Annotated in this window: 17 protein-coding genes and 1 pseudogene; 12 read left to right on the forward strand and 6 right to left on the reverse strand. The window is 58.7% G+C overall.

Features of this window, described 5'->3' with window-relative positions:
• Nucleotides 1-159 precede the first annotated feature (159 nt).
• The 5 genes and pseudogenes from LGL98_RS23130 to LGL98_RS23150 form a co-directional block, all read right to left on the reverse strand.
• Nucleotides 160-531 carry a plasmid partitioning/stability family protein gene (locus LGL98_RS23130; RefSeq protein ID WP_136029842.1) on the reverse strand — a complete coding sequence of 124 codons (372 nt, stop codon included), beginning with the start codon at nt 529-531 and terminating at the stop codon, nt 160-162.
• A gap of 9 nt (nt 532-540) precedes the next feature.
• Entirely contained in the window at nt 541-1,497 is a 957-nt protein-coding gene (parM, locus tag LGL98_RS23135; RefSeq protein ID WP_004146678.1) for a plasmid segregation protein ParM domain-containing protein, read from the reverse strand.
• Between the two features lie 149 nt (nt 1,498-1,646).
• Nucleotides 1,647-1,755 (reverse strand): annotated as a pseudogene (locus tag LGL98_RS23140) (hypothetical protein); the annotation flags it as partial.
• Nucleotides 1,756-1,772: 17 nt separating this feature from the next.
• Entirely contained in the window at nt 1,773-3,188 is a 1,416-nt protein-coding gene (gene melB / locus LGL98_RS23145) for a melibiose:sodium transporter MelB (protein WP_168435203.1), read from the reverse strand.
• 93 nt (nt 3,189-3,281) lie between these two features.
• Nucleotides 3,282-4,634, reverse strand: a complete 1,353-nt coding sequence (locus tag LGL98_RS23150; RefSeq protein WP_136029839.1) for an alpha-glucosidase/alpha-galactosidase — start codon at nt 4,632-4,634, stop codon at nt 3,282-3,284.
• A gap of 239 nt (nt 4,635-4,873) precedes the next feature.
• Here LGL98_RS23150 and melR point away from each other — a divergent pair, with 239 nt between their 5' ends.
• Nucleotides 4,874-5,812, forward strand: coding sequence for a transcriptional regulator MelR (gene melR / locus LGL98_RS23155; RefSeq protein ID WP_109232939.1), 939 nt, complete (start codon nt 4,874-4,876; stop codon nt 5,810-5,812).
• A gap of 49 nt (nt 5,813-5,861) precedes the next feature.
• Here the strand turns inward: melR and proP are convergent, their stop codons facing one another.
• Nucleotides 5,862-7,364, reverse strand: coding sequence for a glycine betaine/L-proline transporter ProP (gene proP, locus LGL98_RS23160; RefSeq protein WP_002885227.1), 1,503 nt, complete (start codon nt 7,362-7,364; stop codon nt 5,862-5,864).
• 544 nt (nt 7,365-7,908) lie between these two features.
• Here proP and LGL98_RS23165 point away from each other — a divergent pair.
• The 11 genes from LGL98_RS23165 to phnN all read left to right on the forward strand — a co-directional run bounded on the left by LGL98_RS23165 (nt 7,909) and on the right by phnN (nt 15,977).
• Nucleotides 7,909-8,244, forward strand: a complete 336-nt coding sequence (locus LGL98_RS23165) for a zinc ribbon domain-containing protein YjdM (RefSeq protein WP_136029832.1) — start codon at nt 7,909-7,911, stop codon at nt 8,242-8,244.
• Nucleotides 8,245-8,472: 228 nt separating this feature from the next.
• A complete protein-coding gene (gene yjdN / locus LGL98_RS23170; protein ID WP_136029830.1) occupies nt 8,473-8,907 on the forward strand; it encodes a VOC family metalloprotein YjdN in 435 nt (144 codons plus the stop codon).
• A gap of 154 nt (nt 8,908-9,061) precedes the next feature.
• Entirely contained in the window at nt 9,062-9,787 is a 726-nt protein-coding gene (gene phnF / locus LGL98_RS23175; RefSeq protein ID WP_136029829.1) for a phosphonate metabolism transcriptional regulator PhnF, read from the forward strand.
• Nucleotides 9,788-10,240, forward strand: coding sequence for a phosphonate C-P lyase system protein PhnG (gene phnG, locus LGL98_RS23180; RefSeq protein ID WP_136029826.1), 453 nt, complete (start codon nt 9,788-9,790; stop codon nt 10,238-10,240). It abuts the gene before it with no gap.
• Complete coding sequence (gene phnH, locus LGL98_RS23185; protein WP_004210034.1) at nt 10,237-10,821, forward strand: phosphonate C-P lyase system protein PhnH; 585 nt, start codon at nt 10,237-10,239, stop codon at nt 10,819-10,821. The genes phnG and phnH overlap by 4 nt, the downstream gene beginning before the upstream one ends.
• Nucleotides 10,822-11,886, forward strand: a complete 1,065-nt coding sequence (locus LGL98_RS23190; RefSeq protein WP_136029824.1) for a carbon-phosphorus lyase complex subunit — start codon at nt 10,822-10,824, stop codon at nt 11,884-11,886.
• The gene (locus tag LGL98_RS23195) at nt 11,879-12,727 is read left to right on the forward strand and encodes an alpha-D-ribose 1-methylphosphonate 5-phosphate C-P-lyase PhnJ (RefSeq protein ID WP_136029823.1); all 849 of its coding nucleotides are present in this window, start codon (nt 11,879-11,881) and stop codon (nt 12,725-12,727) included. The genes LGL98_RS23190 and LGL98_RS23195 overlap by 8 nt, the downstream gene beginning before the upstream one ends.
• Nucleotides 12,724-13,482, forward strand: a complete 759-nt coding sequence (gene phnK, locus LGL98_RS23200; protein ID WP_060619808.1) for a phosphonate C-P lyase system protein PhnK — start codon at nt 12,724-12,726, stop codon at nt 13,480-13,482. Before LGL98_RS23195 ends, phnK begins: the two co-directional genes overlap by 4 nt.
• Before the next feature lie 118 nt (nt 13,483-13,600).
• Nucleotides 13,601-14,281 (forward strand): phosphonate C-P lyase system protein PhnL, encoded by a 681-nt coding sequence (gene phnL, locus LGL98_RS23205; RefSeq protein ID WP_136029821.1) that lies wholly within the window; start codon nt 13,601-13,603, stop codon nt 14,279-14,281.
• Nucleotides 14,278-15,414 carry an alpha-D-ribose 1-methylphosphonate 5-triphosphate diphosphatase gene (gene phnM, locus LGL98_RS23210; protein WP_136029819.1) on the forward strand — a complete coding sequence of 379 codons (1,137 nt, stop codon included), beginning with the start codon at nt 14,278-14,280 and terminating at the stop codon, nt 15,412-15,414. The genes phnL and phnM overlap by 4 nt, the downstream gene beginning before the upstream one ends.
• Nucleotides 15,414-15,977: a ribose 1,5-bisphosphokinase gene (gene phnN / locus LGL98_RS23215; protein WP_136029816.1), complete on the forward strand. Its 564-nt coding sequence runs from the start codon at nt 15,414-15,416 to the stop codon at nt 15,975-15,977. Before phnM ends, phnN begins: the two co-directional genes overlap by 1 nt.
• Nucleotides 15,978-15,981: the final 4 nt, after the last annotated feature.

The following is a 15,981-nucleotide window of genomic DNA, read 5'->3' on the forward strand; positions in this document are numbered from 1 at the left end:
GCCTTACCCGGCCTACAAACTAAGCACAGCGCAAGCCGGGGAATTTCCCGGGTCGCGGCGTTCCGCCTTACCCGGGCTACCGGACAGTGCAAAAAGTAGCCCGGCTAAGCGCAGCGCAAGCCGGGGAGTTTCCCGGATAGCGCAAACCGGGAATAGCGCTTAATCCGGTAACGAACCGGCGAGGTTGCGCGCCGAAACGCTCTCGCCCACCGGCGCGGGCGGCTCCGGCGCCTTAGCCGGGGCGGTCACTGGCGCGGCTGCCGGGGCGGAAGAGGCCGGCTGGATCTCAAGGAACGAGGCCAGCATCTTACGCAGCGTTTCCGGTTTAGTATCTTCCGCCAGCAGCGCCGCCAGCATTGACGGCAAGCGGCTATCGACTTCCCCTAACGCCAGCCCCGCCAGCAGCGCGGTACGCGACATATCGCCGCGGTCGCCACGGTGATGGGCCTCAATTTTTGCGTCCGCGAAGCGCTCGCTGGCGCTGATATCCGGGCGCAGGTAAATCAGCACTTTTCTGCGATCCAGAGTCATAGACGCTCCTTAGCCAATAATTTTCAGACCACGCACCAGGGCAAACTGCGGCTCTTCAGCCACCACGAAACGGTCCTCGCGCAGACCCATACGTTCACGAATCGCATCGGCAACCAGCGGCGCGCCGCCGCCAATCACGATGGCGTGCGAATAGCCTTTAAAGCTATCGATGGCCGTCAGGACACGCGTGGTCAGACGTTCGATACTGTTATTGATCACCTTCTTCACCTCAGAAACCGCATCCGGATCGTTGATGTTGTCGGTCAGGTACTCTTCGTCATGACGATTGATAATAATCTGGTCAACGTTATAGCTGGAGGTGTCGGTATTCGCCCGGGCCAGCGCCAGCTTAACGGCGTCGGTCACCAGCGATACGCCCAGCTTCGGGTCGCCGTAAATGCGCGAAACCGAGGTCATCTGCCCGGCGACCATTGAAATATCAAGCGTGGTGCCGCCAAGGTCGATAATCAGCACCGAATGGGAAGGCTTCAGTTCATCGCACAGGCTAATACCCGCCGGAATCGATTCCGGGCGCACGGTAACTTTAGTGATATTGAACACCACGCCTTTATTCAGTTTAACGTCGCGCAGCAGGCTCTTTTTCTTGCGCTCAATATTGTCGAGGCGATATTGCGCATCTTCATCATAAAATTCGGTCAGCGGCAGGGTGACCACAATTTCAACATCCTGTGGCTCAAGACCGCTGGTCAGCAGCGCGTGATGGACAGCGATGGAGTTCAACGGGCTGTACTGCCAGTCAATGTTATTGGTGGGGAGCGCATCGGGAGTGATCAGGTCGAATGAGTACTTTTCATCATCCACGGTGTAGTTAAATGGCTTCCCGGAACCGAAGGTGGCAGACCAGCCGCGTTTAAAACTGTTGGGGCTGATATGGGTGAAAGTTTCGCCATCTTGCTCCCACAGCATTTTGATATTGGTTGAACCATCATCGATAAAAATGCGCATCGCATTGCTCCATCACTGAGACAAATAAGAGAAAACATAAGACCCAAAAAGAGTAGCAAGAGTTAAAAAGTAGCGCAATAGCATGAAAAAGAGACAATTCTGAGTTTTATTGGAGAACAAATGGAGAAACAAATAATCCAACGCACCTGGAAAGAGAAATTACTGAGACAAAATAGAGAACTAAAGTTTCTCTCTTTCTGTCTGTTTTGGACACGGTTTTTTGTACCAAAAGAGAGCATCCCTCCCCTCTTTCGTCAGCGGTTTTCTAACACTTTTTACACCTGGTTGGGTAACACACTGGGCCGTTCCGGCTCAGCCACATTTTCTGGTACCCGGCGATATTTATCCAGCAGGTGAATCTGAATACGTCGCAGCATATCGCCATTCAGTTTGTAATAACGGAAATAGAGAAACAGCGTCAGGGCAAAAAAGAGCGTCGGCAGCGCAATCATAATCGCCTGCATCCCCAGCAACGTGTGGGACGACTGCACAACATTCGGCACGTAGCCAATGATACCGAGCACGATAGCGATAAACCAGGCCGCAAACGCCGAGCCCGCTTTCACCACCAGCGTCTGTACCGAGTAGGCGATGCTTTCGCAGCGGATATTCATCGTATATTCGCCGTAGTCGACGGTATCGGCCACCATAATGACCTGTAGCACCCAGAACAGCGCGGTTCCAATGTTCAACAGCACCCCGGCCAGCGAAATCAGCACAATGTTGTAAACGCCGCTCAGCGCCATCAGCAACAGTACCCCGCAACCCAGCACCGGCATGATCGATGCTCCCGCCCACAGAATGCGCCGCGATAGCCCTTTCACCAGTCGTGGGAACAGGATCAGCGTCAGCAAATTCGCCGCCCCCGCGTAGGACATGTAATACGGGAACATCTCCGCGCTGCCAATGACGTAGGTAAAGTAGTAAATCGCAAAGCCAGCGATAATGTTCGCCGCCGTGTTATAGGCCAGCGCCATGCCTAACAGGCAGGCCAGCTGATCGTTTTTATAGATCAGCGCCACCATCTGGCGCAGTGAAAGATGGCTGGCATCCTCGCTTACGCCGCTATCCGAGGAATAAACCTCATGGACATTGCGCAAGGTAACGAGGGTGGAAACCACGAAGAAGGCAATCAGCACCAGGGTGAACATCTGGAAACCGAAACCGCGATCGGCGCCGCCGACGGCGCTGACAAACGGCAGCGTGACGCCGGCCGTAACAAACCCAGCAAGGCTGGCGAAAAAACGCGGATACGGTACCAGCTGCTCGCGTTCGCGTTTATCGAGGGTAATGGTCGGCACCAGCGACCAGAACGGCACATCCATGATGGTGTAGGTGAAGCCCCACAGCAGGTAAGTCAGCCACACCCACGCCAGCAGCGCCCCGCCGCTGAAGTGGTGGGCGCTGAACAGCATATACAGCACCACCGAGTTGGTTATCGTGCCGATCAGGATCCACGGTTTGAACTTCCCCCATCGCGATCGCGTACAGTTAACGATCCATCCCATAATCGGATCGGCTATCGCATCGAGGATCCTTGCCACCAGGAACAAGGTGCCAACCACTCCAACCGATAACCCGACAATATCGGTGTAGTAATACATCAGGTACATGTAGACGATACCGATAGCGAAATCTTTACCAAAGGCACCAAATCCGTAGCTGAGCTTTGTTGTCATTGAAATACTCATAGGGTACAGGTCGCTGTCGCCAGCGCCTCCTTCAGCGTTTGATAGAGCGTGACAGGCACCGCCGGGTTCATTGCCCCCGGCGGCATGAGAGGATTAACGGTGTAGCCAGGCCGGCAGCCAGTCGCCGTGGCTGGCGATCAGATCGTCCACCAGCGCGTAGATCTCGTCGATCCCCAACACCGCGGCGGTGTGCGGATCCATCATTGTGGCGTAATAGACGTAATCGCGATTTTCGGTGAGGATCGCCTCCGTGAGCAGCGTCTGCACGTTGATATTGGTCTGCATCAGCGCCGCCAGATGCGCTGGCAGCGCGCCCACTTTGGTCGGCTGAATACCGTTGGCGTCCACCAGGCAAGCCACTTCCACACAGCAGCCCTGTGGCAAATTGTCGATAAGATTATCGTTGCGCACGTTGCCGTACACCACGCTTGACTCGCCGGTCCAGATGGCGTTCATGATGGTGCTGGCATATTCGCGGGATGGTTTCACCTCAATGCGCTCCCCGCGCTTATAGCTCTCCAGCTCCTGATGCCAGTTGGCCAGTTGCTCGACACAGCGTTTAGGGTATTCATCCAGCGGCACTTTATAGCGCGCGATAAGGTCATCACGGCCCGGCTTGATAAACCATGGCGTGTATTCCGCGAAATGCTCCGAGGACTCGGTGACGAAGTAGCCCAGTTTTTTGAACATTTCATAGCGAACAATGTTTTCGCAGCGCGGGTTGCCGTGCAGGTTCGGTTTCGGCGCCCGTCCCTCGGCGTAGGCCTGCAGCAGGTCGGGATAGAGACTGACGTAGCTGCCGTCCGCGAGCTTTTTCTCCAGCGAGAGATAGAACGCCATATGGTTAATTCCCGCGCAGCGGTAGCGTAAATCCGCCGGATCGAGATCGAGGTCGCGCGCCAGCTCTTCCGCTGTCCCCTGTACCGAATGGCACAGGCCAACCTGCTTAATATGCGGGTAGCGGGCGTACATTGCCCAGGTGTTCATCGCCATCGGGTTGACGTAGTTAAGCAGGGTGGCGTCCGGGCAGACCTCGGTCATGTCGTCGCAGATAGCCCACAGATGGGGAATAGTGCGCAGGGCGCGCATAATGCCCCCCGGCCCCAGCGTATCGGCGATGGTTTGCTCCAGGCCGTGGCGCTTACAGACTGCAAAATCGGTGACAGTGCAGGGCTCATAGCCGCCAATCTGAAAAGCGACGACGACAAAATTGGCGCCCTGCAGGGCGGTTTTCCGGTCGCGGTGGCAGCTGATTTCGCCGTTGGCTCCCACCGAATCCATCAGCTTGCGCACCACGATATGGGACTCTTCCAGCCGGGTTTCATCAATATCCATCAGCGCGATATGCGCCGATTTCAGCGCCGGGCGCTGGAAAACATCACCGAGAATATTTTTGACGAACACCGTCGAACCGGCGCCGATAAAAGTAATTTTTGGGGCAGACATCACGCACTCTCCATCAGGTCATTGAACACTTGCAGAGTGGCACGCCGCTCCCCGCTGCGCTGCCCTGTTCCCGCCGGAGCATTCCCGAAAACTCAGATCGGCCATTAAGCGCCACAAAATCTGAGATTCCGGGAACAGATTGAGCAAAAAGGAGAGAAAATGGGCCGATTCTTCCGCTAAGCTGTCGTCAGTTCTGGCGAAAAATGCAGCCACTCTGATAATCCAGGAATACGTTAATGATGGAACACCGCTTTACTTCCCTGCCCCCCGATCCCTTTATGTGCAGCAGCGACGAAAAGCAGAGCCGTAGCCCGCTGGCGCTCTACTCCGAGTATCAGCGTATGGATATCGAGCTGCGCCCGCCGCACGCCATGCCCACCAGCCACTGGCACGGCCAGGTGGAGGTCAACGTGCCGTTCGATGGCGACGTGGAGTATTTGATTAATAACGAAGTGGTGCGTATTGAGAAAGGCTATATCACTCTGTTCTGGGCCTGTACGCCGCATCAGCTGACCCGTCCCGGCGATTGCCAGCAGATGGCGATATTCAACCTGCCGATGCATCTGTTTCTCTCATGGCCGCTGGACCGGGAGCTTATCAACCACGTCACCCATGGGATGGTGATTAAATCCCTCGCTGCGCAGCAGTTGAGTGCCTTCGAAGTGCGCCGCTGGCAGCAGGAGCTGAGTCACGAGAATGAACAGATTCGTCAGCTGGCGATCGATGAAATTGCCCTGATGCTGAAGCGGCTGAGCCTCGCCGGCTGGCAGCCGATTCTGGTCAATAAAACCTCACGCACCCACAAGAACAGCGTCTCGCGCCATGCGCAGTTTTATGTCAGCCAGATGCTGGAGTTTATCGCCGCCCACTATGACCAGGCGCTGACCGTCAATGCCGTTGCCGAGCACGTGAAGCTCAACCCAAATTACGCGATGGGGATTTTTCAGCGGGTGATGCAGCAGACCATGAAGCAGTACATTACCGCCATGCGTATCAATCATGTGCGGGCGCTGCTGAGCGATACCGACAAGACCATCCTCGATATTGCCCTTACCGCCGGTTTTCGCTCCAGCAGCCGCTTCTACAGCACCTTTACCCGCTACGTGGGCATGCCGCCGCAGCAGTACCGTAAACTCAGCCAGCAGCGACGTCACGGCCTGGCCTTGCCGGAGGCATAAAAAATGCCGCCGGGGTTTCCCCAGGCGGCATGATTAGCAGTGAAAACAGTTAGTCGTTGATACGCGGATGCTGCTGCACCAGACGCGACCGTTTTGCCTGAAGATCGGCGATCTCCTGATCGATATCTTCGATTTTTTGCTCGATATTATCGTAGTGCTCGCCAAGGATTTCTTTCGCTTCCTGAATATCCGACGCCGCCGGGGTCGCCCCTTTCAGCGGACGGTTAGCCGTCTCTTTCATCGACAGGCCTGTCGCCATACCCACCACCGCGATAACCATCAGGTAGTATGCCGGCATCATCAGGTTCTGGGTGGTCTCCACCAGCCACGCCGCCAGGGTTGGCGTCAGACCAGCAATCAGCACCGAGATGTTAAAGGCGCTGGCCAGGGCGCTGAAGCGGATGTGCGTCGGGAACATCGCCGGCAGCGAGGAAGCCATCACCCCGATAAAGCAGTTCAGCACCACCGCCAGCAGCAGCAGACCGGCGAAGATCAGGCTAGTCACGTTGCTGTTGATCATAATGAAGGCCGGGATCGACAGGGCAAACAGCGCTACGCTACCAATCAGGATAAACGGGCGACGGCCGAAACGGTCGCTAAGCATACCGATAACCGGCTGTACAAACAGCATCCCGACCATGATAGCGATGATGATCAGCACCCCATGATCTTCCGAGTAGTGCAGGTTATGTGACAGATAGCTCGGCATGTAGGTCAGCAGCATGTAGTAGGTCACGTTGGTGGAAATCACCAGACCGATACAGGTCAGCAGGCTACGCCAGTGTTTGGTGGCAATCTCTTTAAAAGAGACCTTCGGCCCGTCCTGCAGTCCTTCACGGTCGCCCTGCTCCATGGTGTCAACATGCTGCTGGAACGCTGGCGTCTCTTCCAGCGCATGGCGCAGATAGAGACCAATGATGCCTAACGGTAGCGCCAGGAAGAACGGGATACGCCAACCCCAGTCGAGGAAGTTCTGTTCACCCACCACGCTGGAGATGAGAACCACCACGCCGGCCCCCATCACAAATCCGGCGATGGAGCCAAAGTCCAGCCAGCTACCCATAAACCCGCGTTTACGGTCAGGGGAGTATTCCGCGACGAAGATCGACGCCCCGGTATATTCACCACCGACCGAGAAGCCTTGCGCCATTTTACACAGCAGCAGCAAGATCGGCGCCCAGATACCTATCGTGGCATACGACGGAATAAGGCCGATACAGAAAGTACTTATCGACATGATCACGATGGTTATCGCGAGAATTTTCTGCCGACCATATTTATCGCCCAGCATCCCGAAGAACAGGCCGCCTAACGGACGAATTAAAAATGGTACGGAGAAGGTCCCCAGTGCGGCAATCATCTGCACGCTTGGGTTGGCATCGGGGAAGAAGACTTTACCTAAGGCGTAGGCCACAAAGCCGTAGACGCCGAAATCGAACCACTCCATCGCGTTGCCCAGGGAGGCCGCGGTGATCGCCTTTTTCAGTTTACCATCATCGATGATGGTCACATCCTTAAGGGTGATGGGCTTTATTTTTTTCCTTTTAAGCATATTTTTCCTCTGCTACTCCGCCTTGAGTGCACGCCTCTTCGCCGAATGGCAAGGCCATTCGCATCGTGCGTCAGGAGCGGTGAATTGCTGTGCTCCTCATTTCAAGCGTAGCAGGTTTGCCTGCACTGTCTGCTGACAGAATGTACAACCGAACCTGTTGACGCCTGCTCTGGCTACTGGTGAATAAATAGAGCGGCTCATCGTGATAATTGATGAAATTGACCTGCTCCCCTTTTTTACCCTAACAGTGTTTATATCTGCGATCAACTTCACAGAAATTTACCGCCTCATTACAGAGTGTCGGAAAATAAATAAGTTCATTCTCTGGCGATCGCCCGGAAATTATTTCGTCGATTTTTAGCCTCTACGAGAGGTTAATTTTCGCGGTTATTCTGTTTTCAACGCAATAGCGCCAGAGGTGATTTTCAGCAAAAAAACACCCGACAAAAGTGGGTGATTGCGCTATAATCACACCCACTTTCGGCTCTCAGCCGCTGTTTAAAGGACCAACGTCCTGTTTTTCGACGACATCACGAGGAACGTCATGCAACTGCCACACTGCCCCAAATGCGATTCGACTTACACTTATGAAGATAGCGGCATGTATATCTGCCCGGAGTGCGCCTATGAATGGAACCCTGCTGAGGCGACAGAAGAGAGCGACGTTCTGATCGTGAAAGATGCCAATGGCAATTTACTGGCCGATGGCGACAGCGTCACTGTTGTGAAAGATCTGAAGGTTAAAGGCAGCTCTTCGATGCTGAAAATCGGCACCAAAGTGAAGAATATCCGTCTGGTCGAAGGCGATCACAATATTGACTGCAAAATTGACGGTTTTGGCCCAATGAAGCTCAAATCGGAATTCGTCAAAAAGAACTGATTTATTTTCGGGGTGGCGGCGCGATTATTTTTCCCCGTCGCCGTCGCCGCTCCCGATATCCTGCTAGCCGTTCGTCCCGCTGCGCATCCTGTTATTTCCCTCGCCAGTAACCGCTATTTACGCTGTCGCCCGCCGCCATATTCCAGCGCCCCTTTTCGCTCTGCCGTCTGGCTCAATCGCCTGCCGGGCGACTACGCTTTACGGGTTACGGTCACGGAGGTATTCACCATGTCCTTAAGTCCCTACCTTGCCTTTGCAGGCAACTGCGCCGAGGCGATCGCCTTCTACCAGCAGACGCTGGGCGCAGAGCTGATGTTTAAAATGACCTTTGGCGAAATGCCGCCCTCGGCGCAGGAAGCGTCAGACGGCTGTCCGTCTGGCCAGAAGATAGCAGATGATGCCATCGCCCACGCCAGCCTGCGCATCAACAATGGCGAGCTGATGCTGAGCGACAGCGCTCTCGGGCCCGATGTGCATTACGCCGGCTTCACCCTCGTCCTCGATCCCAGCGATGTCGCTGAAGGCCAGCGCTGGTTCGACGCGCTGGCCGTCGGCGGGCGCATTGAGATGGCCTGGCAGGAAACGTTCTGGGCCCATGGCTTCGGCAAAGTCGTCGACCGCTTTGGCGTCCCCTGGATGATCAACGTGGTCAAACAAGGCTGACGCCCCAGGGCGGCCCGGCCGCCCTGTCATCCGCCTGGCATCAACTCTTCATCCTTTGGTCATCGTCACTTAACCGAAATGCAACATAAACCGGTCAGGATCGGCCCACAACGCGAGGGACCTCCTCGCCTATGCTGTGTGAGGCTTGATGACCATGCACCTGTCCAGACATCCGACCAGTTACCCCACGCGCTATCAGGAAATCGCCGCCCGACTTGAGCAAGAGCTGCGCCACCACTATCGCTGCGGCGACTATCTGCCCGCCGAGCAGCAGCTGGCGACGCGCTTTGACGTTAACCGCCATACCCTGCGCCGGGCTATCGACCAGTTGGTTGAGCGCGGCTGGGTCCAGCGCCGTCAGGGCGTGGGCGTGCTGGTGCTGATGCGGCCGATCGACTACCCGCTCAATGCCCAGGCGCGCTTCAGTCAGAATCTGCTGGAACAGGGCAGCGATCCCACCAGCGAAAAGCTGCTTTCGGTGCTGCGCCCCGCCAGCGCCCATGTCGCCGAGGCCTTTGGCATCAATGAGGGCGACAACGTGATCCACCTGCGCACCCTGCGCCGGGTCAATGGCGTCGCCCTGTGCCTGATCGACCACTACTTCGCCGACCTGCGCTTCTGGCCGGTGCTACAGACCTTCAGCCACGGCTCGCTGCACGATCTGCTGCGCGATCGGCTCGACGTCGAACTGACCCGCGTACGCACCAAAATCAGCGCCCGCCGCGCACAGGCAAAAGAGAGCAAGCTGCTGGAAATCCCCAACATGGCGCCGCTGCTCTGCGTCCGCACGCTCAATAGCCGTGAGGGCGAGTCGGTCACGACGGAGTACTCCGTCAGCCTGACCCGCGCCGACATGATTGAATTTACCATGGAGCACTGAATGCACTTCGATACCGCCACCCGCCAGCGCTGGATGTCCGTACTGGCCCACAGTGAACCGCAAGATCTTCTGGCACGCATGCAGTCCCTGCAGCTGGCGCCGGAATATGAATTGATTCGCACCCCGGAAACCGGGCTGGTACAGCTCCAGGCACGCATGGGCGGTATCGGCGACCGTTTCTTTGCCGGCGATGCCACGCTTACCCGCGCGGCGGTACGTCTGGCCGACGGTACGCTCGGCTACAGCTGGATTTTAGGCCGTGACCGCCCACACGCTGAACGCTGCGCGGCGATCGACGCCCTGCTGCAGTCGCCCCACCATTTTCACACGTTAATGGAAACCCTGATAACCCCGCTGGAAGCGCTACGCAGCGCGCGCATTGAAGCCCGACGCGCCGAAGTCAATGCCAGCCGGGTCGACTTCTTTACCCTGGTTCGCGGAGATAACGCATGACCTTACAACCCGCTTTTACCCTGGCTGTGCAGGATGCCCAACACAGTTTTCGTCGCCTGTTGAAAGCGATGAGCGAGCCGGGGGTGATTGTCTCCCTGCAGCAGCTTCAGCACGGCTGGCAGCCATTGAACGTGGCGTCCACCAGCCTGCTGTTGACCCTTGCCGATCGCGAAACGCCGGTCTGGCTTGCCAGCGCCCTGCGTAACGATCTGGTGGGACAGAATCTGCGCTTTCATACTGGTGCGCCGCTGGTGGACCAGCCGCAGCAGGCGGTCTTTGCCGTCGCCAATGACGGCATTAGCGCCGAGCAGCTCAACGTACTTTCCGCTGGCACCGTCACCGCGCCGGAAACCGGCGTCACACTGATTGTTCAGCTTGCCAGCCTCAGCGGCGGACGCATGCTGCGCCTGACCGGGGCTGGCATTGCTGAAGAGCGAATGATCGCGCCGCAGCTGCCGGACTGCATCATCGACGAATTAACCGAACGCCCGCACCCGTTCCCGCTGGGCATCGACCTGATCCTCACCTGCGGCGAGCGCCTGCTGGCGATCCCGCGCACCACCCATGTGGAGGTGTGCTAAATGTACGTTGCCGTCAAGGGCGGCGAGAAGGCGATCCACGCCGCTCACGCCTTACAGGAACTGAAGCGACGGGGCGATGGACGGCTTCCCGAACTGAGCGTTGACCAGATAGGCGACCAGCTCAATCTGGCGGTGGACCGGGTGATGACCGAGGGTGGCATCGCCGACCGCGAACTGGCGGCGCTGGCGCTAAAGCAGGCCAGCGGCGATAACGTCGAAGCGATCTTCCTGCTGCGCGCCTACCGCACCACCCTGGCGCGGCTGGCGGTCAGCGAACCGATTAATACCGCAGAGATGCGCCTCGAACGCCGCATCTCCGCAGTGTACAAAGATATCCCCGGCGGCCAGCTGCTGGGTCCCACTTACGACTACACTCATCGCCTGCTCGATTTTACCCTGCTGGCCAACGGCGAAGCGCCGTCTGTGCAGCCAACCGAGTGCGACACCCAGCCGACGCCGCACGTCTTTCACCTGCTGGCGCAGCAGGGGCTGGCAAAAGCGGAGCAGGACCACGGCACGCCGCCCGACGATATCACCCGCACCCCGCCGGTCTACCCCTGCTCGCGTTCCTCGCGCCTGCAGCAACTGATGCGCGGCGATGAAGGCTACCTGCTGGCGCTGGCCTATTCGACTCAGCGCGGCTATGGCCGCAACCATCCGTTTGCCGGCGAGATCCGCAGCGGCTACGTGCAGGTGGAAATCGTCCCGGAAGAGCTGGGCTTTAGCGTCAATATTGGCGAGCTGCTGCTGACCGAATGCGAGATGGTCAACGGCTTCGTCGCCCCGCAGGCGGAGCCGCCGCACTTCACCCGCGGCTACGGCCTGACCTTCGGCATGAGCGAGCGCAAAGCGATGGCGATGGCTCTTATCGACCGCGCGCTGCAGGCGCCGGACTATGACGAAGAGATTACCGGTCCCGCCCAGGATGAAGAGTTTGTGCTGGCCCACGCCGATAACGTTGAAGCCGCCGGCTTCGTCTCGCATCTGAAGCTGCCGCACTATGTCGATTTCCAGGCCGAACTGGCGCTGCTGAAACGCCTGCAACGGGAGAACGAACGTGGCTAATCCACTGACTGGCTATAACTTTGCTTATCTCGACGAGCAAACCAAGCGCATGATTCGCCGGGCGATACTGAAAGCAGTGGCTATTCCCGGCTACCAGGTGCCGTTCGGCGGGCGCGAAATGCCGATGCCCTACGGCTGGGGCACCGGCGGCATCCAGTTGACCGCCAGCGTCATCGGCGAGAACGACGTGCTGAAAGTGATTGACCAGGGCGCGGATGACACCACCAACGCGGTGTCGATTCGCGAGTTTTTCAAGCGCGTCACCGGCGTCGTCACCACCGAGCGTACCGAAGACGCCACCCTGATCCAGACCCGCCACCGCATCCCGGAGACACCGCTGGTGGAGGATCAGATCCTGATCTACCAGGTGCCGATCCCGGAGCCGCTGCGCTTTATCGAGCCGCGTGAAACCGAAACCCGCACCATGCACGCCCTGGAAGAGTACGGCGTCATGCAGGTGAAACTGTATGAAGATATCGCCCGCTTCGGCCATATCGCCACCACCTACGCCTATCCGGTAAAGGTCAATGGCCGCTACGTGATGGACCCTTCGCCGATCCCGAAATTCGATAACCCGAAAATGCACATGATGCCAGCGCTGCAGCTGTTCGGCGCCGGGCGCGAAAAGCGGATCTACGCGGTGCCGCCCTATACCACAGTCGAAAGCCTCGATTTCGACGACCATCCCTTTACCGTGCAGGAGTGGGATGAGCCCTGCGCCATCTGCGGCTCGCGCCACAGCTACCTCGACGAAGTGGTGCTGGATGACAGCGGCCAGCGGATGTTTGTCTGCTCCGATACCGACTATTGCCGCCAGCAGAGCGAGGGGCAGAAAAAATGAGCCAGCCATTACTTGCCGTGAATAACCTGACCCATCTCTACGCTCCGGACAAAGGTTTCCGCGACGTCTCCTTCGAACTGTGGCCGGGAGAAGTGCTCGGCATCGTCGGGGAGTCCGGCTCCGGTAAAACCACCCTGCTGAAGGCGATCTCCGCCCGCCTGACGCCGCAGCAGGGCGAGGTGCTGTACCAACAGCGCTCGCTGTACGCCATGAGCGAAGCCGAACGCCGCCGCCTGCTGCGCACCGAATGGGGCGTGGTGCATCAGCACCCGATGGACGGCCTGCGTCGCCAGGTCTCCGCCGGAGGCAACATCGGCGAACGGCTGATGGCCACCGGCGCCCGCCACTACGGCAACATTCGCGCCACCGCTGAAAAGTGGCTGCAGGAGGTGGAGATCCCACCCTCGCGCATCGACGACCTGCCCACCACCTTCTCCGGCGGCATGCAGCAGCGTCTGCAGATCGCCCGCAATCTGGTTACCCAGCCGAAGCTGGTGTTTATGGATGAACCCACCGGCGGGCTGGATGTGTCCGTACAGGCGCGGCTGCTTGACCTGCTGCGCAGCCTGGCGGTGGAGCTGAATCTGGCGGTGGTGATTGTTACCCACGATCTCGGCGTCGCCCGCCTGCTGGCGAACCGTCTGCTGGTGATGAAGCAGGGCCAGGTGGTGGAGAGTGGCTTAACCGATCGGGTGCTCGACGATCCGCACCATCCTTACACCCAGCTGCTGGTGTCGTCGGTGTTGCAGAATTAACCCTCGGTGCCATTCCCGGCGGCGCTGCGCTTGGCCGGGCTACAAATTCTACAGGTGCGTTATTCGTAGGCCGGGTAAGCGAAGCGCCACCCGGCAACCCAACCCCGCGAGGGCTAACATGATCCGCGTTGAAAACATCCATAAAACCTTTGTTCTGCACCAGCAGCACGGCGTCCGCCTGCCGGTGCTGGCCGACGCCTCGCTGACCGTAAACGCCGGGGAGTGCGTGGTGCTCCACGGCCACTCCGGCAGCGGCAAATCGACCCTGCTGCGTTCGCTTTACGCCAATTATCTGCCGGACAGCGGGCATATCCATATCCGCCACGGCGACGAATGGGTGGACCTGGTCACCGCCACGCCGCGCAAGGTACTGGAGGTGCGCAAAACCACCATCGGCTGGGTCAGCCAGTTTCTGCGGGTGATCCCGCGCATTTCGGCGCTGGAGGTGGTGATGCAGCCGCTGCTCGACCTCGGGATGCCGCGTGAAGCGAGCGCCGCCAAAGCCGCCCAGTTGCTCACCCGTCTCAATGTTCCGGAACGCCTGTGGCACCTTGCGCCGTCGACCTTTTCCGGCGGCGAGCAGCAGCGGGTCAACATCGCCCGCGGTTTTGCGGTCGACTATCCGATTCTGCTCCTTGATGAACCCACCGCCTCACTGGATGGCAAAAACAGTGCTGCCGTGGTCAACCTGATCCACGATGCCAAAGCGCGCGGCGCGGCCATCGTGGGGATTTTCCATGACGAAGGGGTACGCCGTCAGGTCGCCGACCGACTGCACCCCATGGGAATGACAGCATGATTATCAATAATGTAAAACTGGTTCTCGACGACGACGTGGTCCACGGCTCACTGGAAGTCCAGCACGGTCGCATCCTCGCCTTCGCCGAAAGCCAGAGCCGGCTGCCGCAGGCGCTGGATGAGGAAGGCGGCTGGCTGCTGCCGGGCCTAATCGAACTGCATACCGATAATCTGGATAAATTCTTTACCCCACGGCCGAAGGTGGACTGGCCAGCCCACTCGGCAATGAGCAGCCATGACGCCATGATGGTCGCCAGCGGCATTACCACCGTGCTCGACGCCGTGGCGATTGGCGACGTGCGCGATGGTGGCGATCGTCTTGAGAATCTCGAGAAGATGGTCAATGCCGTGGAGGAGACGCAAAAGCGCGGCCTCAACCGCGCCGAGCACCGCCTGCACCTGCGCTGTGAACTGCCGCATCACACCACGCTGCCGCTGTTTGAAAAGCTGATCGATCGCGAGTCAGTGAGCATGGTCTCTCTGATGGACCACTCGCCAGGCCAGCGTCAGTACGCCGATCGCAGCAAGTACCGCGATTACTATCAGGGCAAATATCATCTGACGCATGACGAAATGGACCGTTTTGAAGCCGAGCAGATGGCTCTGGCCGCCACCTGGTCGCAGCCCAATCGCCAGACCATCGCCGCCATGTGCCGCGCCCGCCGTATCGCTCTCGCCAGCCACGACGACGCCACCGAGGCGCATGTGGCCGAATCCCATCAGCTTGGGAGCGTGATCGCCGAGTTTCCCACCACGCTGGCCGCGGCGCAGGCTTCACGTCAGCACGGGATGCACGTCCTGATGGGGGCGCCGAATATCGTGCGCGGCGGTTCCCACTCCGGCAACGTCGCCGCCCACCAGCTGGCGAGCCACGGTTTGCTGGACATCCTCTCATCTGACTATTACCCCGCCAGCCTGCTGGATGCCGCTTTCCGCATCGCCGACGCCGAGGACAATGCCTTCACCCTGCCACAGGCGATCCGTCTGGTCAGCAAGCATCCGGCGCAGGCGCTGGGCCTTGACGATCGCGGCGTCATCGCCGAGGGGAAACGCGCCGACCTGGTGCTGGCCCACCGTCGCGGCGAGCATGTACACATCGACCATGTCTGGCGCCAGGGAACGAGGGTCTTTTAATGCCGGGAAAACTGATTTGGCTGGTGGGCCCTTCCGGCTCCGGTAAAGACAGCCTGCTGGCGGCGCTGCGCCAGCGCGAGCACCCGCAGCTGCTGGTGGCCCATCGTTACATAACCCGCCCGTTTAACGCGGGCAGCGAGAATCATATCGCCCTCAGCGAACATGAATTTTTTACCCGCGCCGAGCAGCATCTTTTTGCTCTCAGCTGGCACGCCAACAATACTTACTATGGCATTGGCGTGGAGATCGACCTCTGGCTACATGCCGGCTTTAACGTAGTGGCCAACGGCTCCCGCGCCCATCTGGCGCTGGCCCGGGAACGCTACGGCGAGGTGTTGGTGCCGATCTGTCTCGCCGTCTCGCCGCCGGTACTGCGCCAGCGGCTGGAGCAGCGCGGCCGGGAAAATGCGCTGGAAATCGCCCAGCGTCTGGATCGCGCCGCGCGCTATAAGCCGGACAACTGCCTGACGTTGAATAATGACGGCAGTCTCCGACAATCGGTTGACGATTTCTTCCGCCTGCTGCGCAGCCACGTGGTACGCGAAGAGGATCAGCCGGTATGAGTGA

Origin of the sequence: Klebsiella africana, assembly GCF_020526085.1 — a bacterium.
Taxonomy (GTDB): Bacteria; Pseudomonadota; Gammaproteobacteria; order Enterobacterales; family Enterobacteriaceae; genus Klebsiella; species Klebsiella africana.

Coding starts and splice junctions, on each gene's coding strand:
- LGL98_RS23165 (WP_136029832.1), top strand. CDS start 7,909: ATGCAACTGCCACACTGCCCCAAATGCGATTCGACTTACACTTATGAA.
- phnK (WP_060619808.1), top strand. CDS start 12,724: ATGAGCCAGCCATTACTTGCCGTGAATAACCTGACCCATCTCTACGCT.
- yjdN (WP_136029830.1), top strand. CDS start 8,473: ATGTCCTTAAGTCCCTACCTTGCCTTTGCAGGCAACTGCGCCGAGGCG.
- phnF (WP_136029829.1), top strand. CDS start 9,062: ATGCACCTGTCCAGACATCCGACCAGTTACCCCACGCGCTATCAGGAA.
- phnG (WP_136029826.1), top strand. CDS start 9,788: ATGCACTTCGATACCGCCACCCGCCAGCGCTGGATGTCCGTACTGGCC.
- phnH (WP_004210034.1), top strand. CDS start 10,237: ATGACCTTACAACCCGCTTTTACCCTGGCTGTGCAGGATGCCCAACAC.
- LGL98_RS23130 (WP_136029842.1), bottom strand. CDS start 531: ATGACTCTGGATCGCAGAAAAGTGCTGATTTACCTGCGCCCGGATATC.
- phnN (WP_136029816.1), top strand. CDS start 15,414: ATGCCGGGAAAACTGATTTGGCTGGTGGGCCCTTCCGGCTCCGGTAAA.
- parM (WP_004146678.1), bottom strand. CDS start 1,497: ATGCGCATTTTTATCGATGATGGTTCAACCAATATCAAAATGCTGTGG.
- proP (WP_002885227.1), bottom strand. CDS start 7,364: ATGCTTAAAAGGAAAAAAATAAAGCCCATCACCCTTAAGGATGTGACC.
- phnL (WP_136029821.1), top strand. CDS start 13,601: ATGATCCGCGTTGAAAACATCCATAAAACCTTTGTTCTGCACCAGCAG.
- LGL98_RS23150 (WP_136029839.1), bottom strand. CDS start 4,634: ATGTCTGCCCCAAAAATTACTTTTATCGGCGCCGGTTCGACGGTGTTC.
- phnM (WP_136029819.1), top strand. CDS start 14,278: ATGATTATCAATAATGTAAAACTGGTTCTCGACGACGACGTGGTCCAC.
- LGL98_RS23190 (WP_136029824.1), top strand. CDS start 10,822: ATGTACGTTGCCGTCAAGGGCGGCGAGAAGGCGATCCACGCCGCTCAC.
- melB (WP_168435203.1), bottom strand. CDS start 3,188: ATGAGTATTTCAATGACAACAAAGCTCAGCTACGGATTTGGTGCCTTT.
- melR (WP_109232939.1), top strand. CDS start 4,874: ATGGAACACCGCTTTACTTCCCTGCCCCCCGATCCCTTTATGTGCAGC.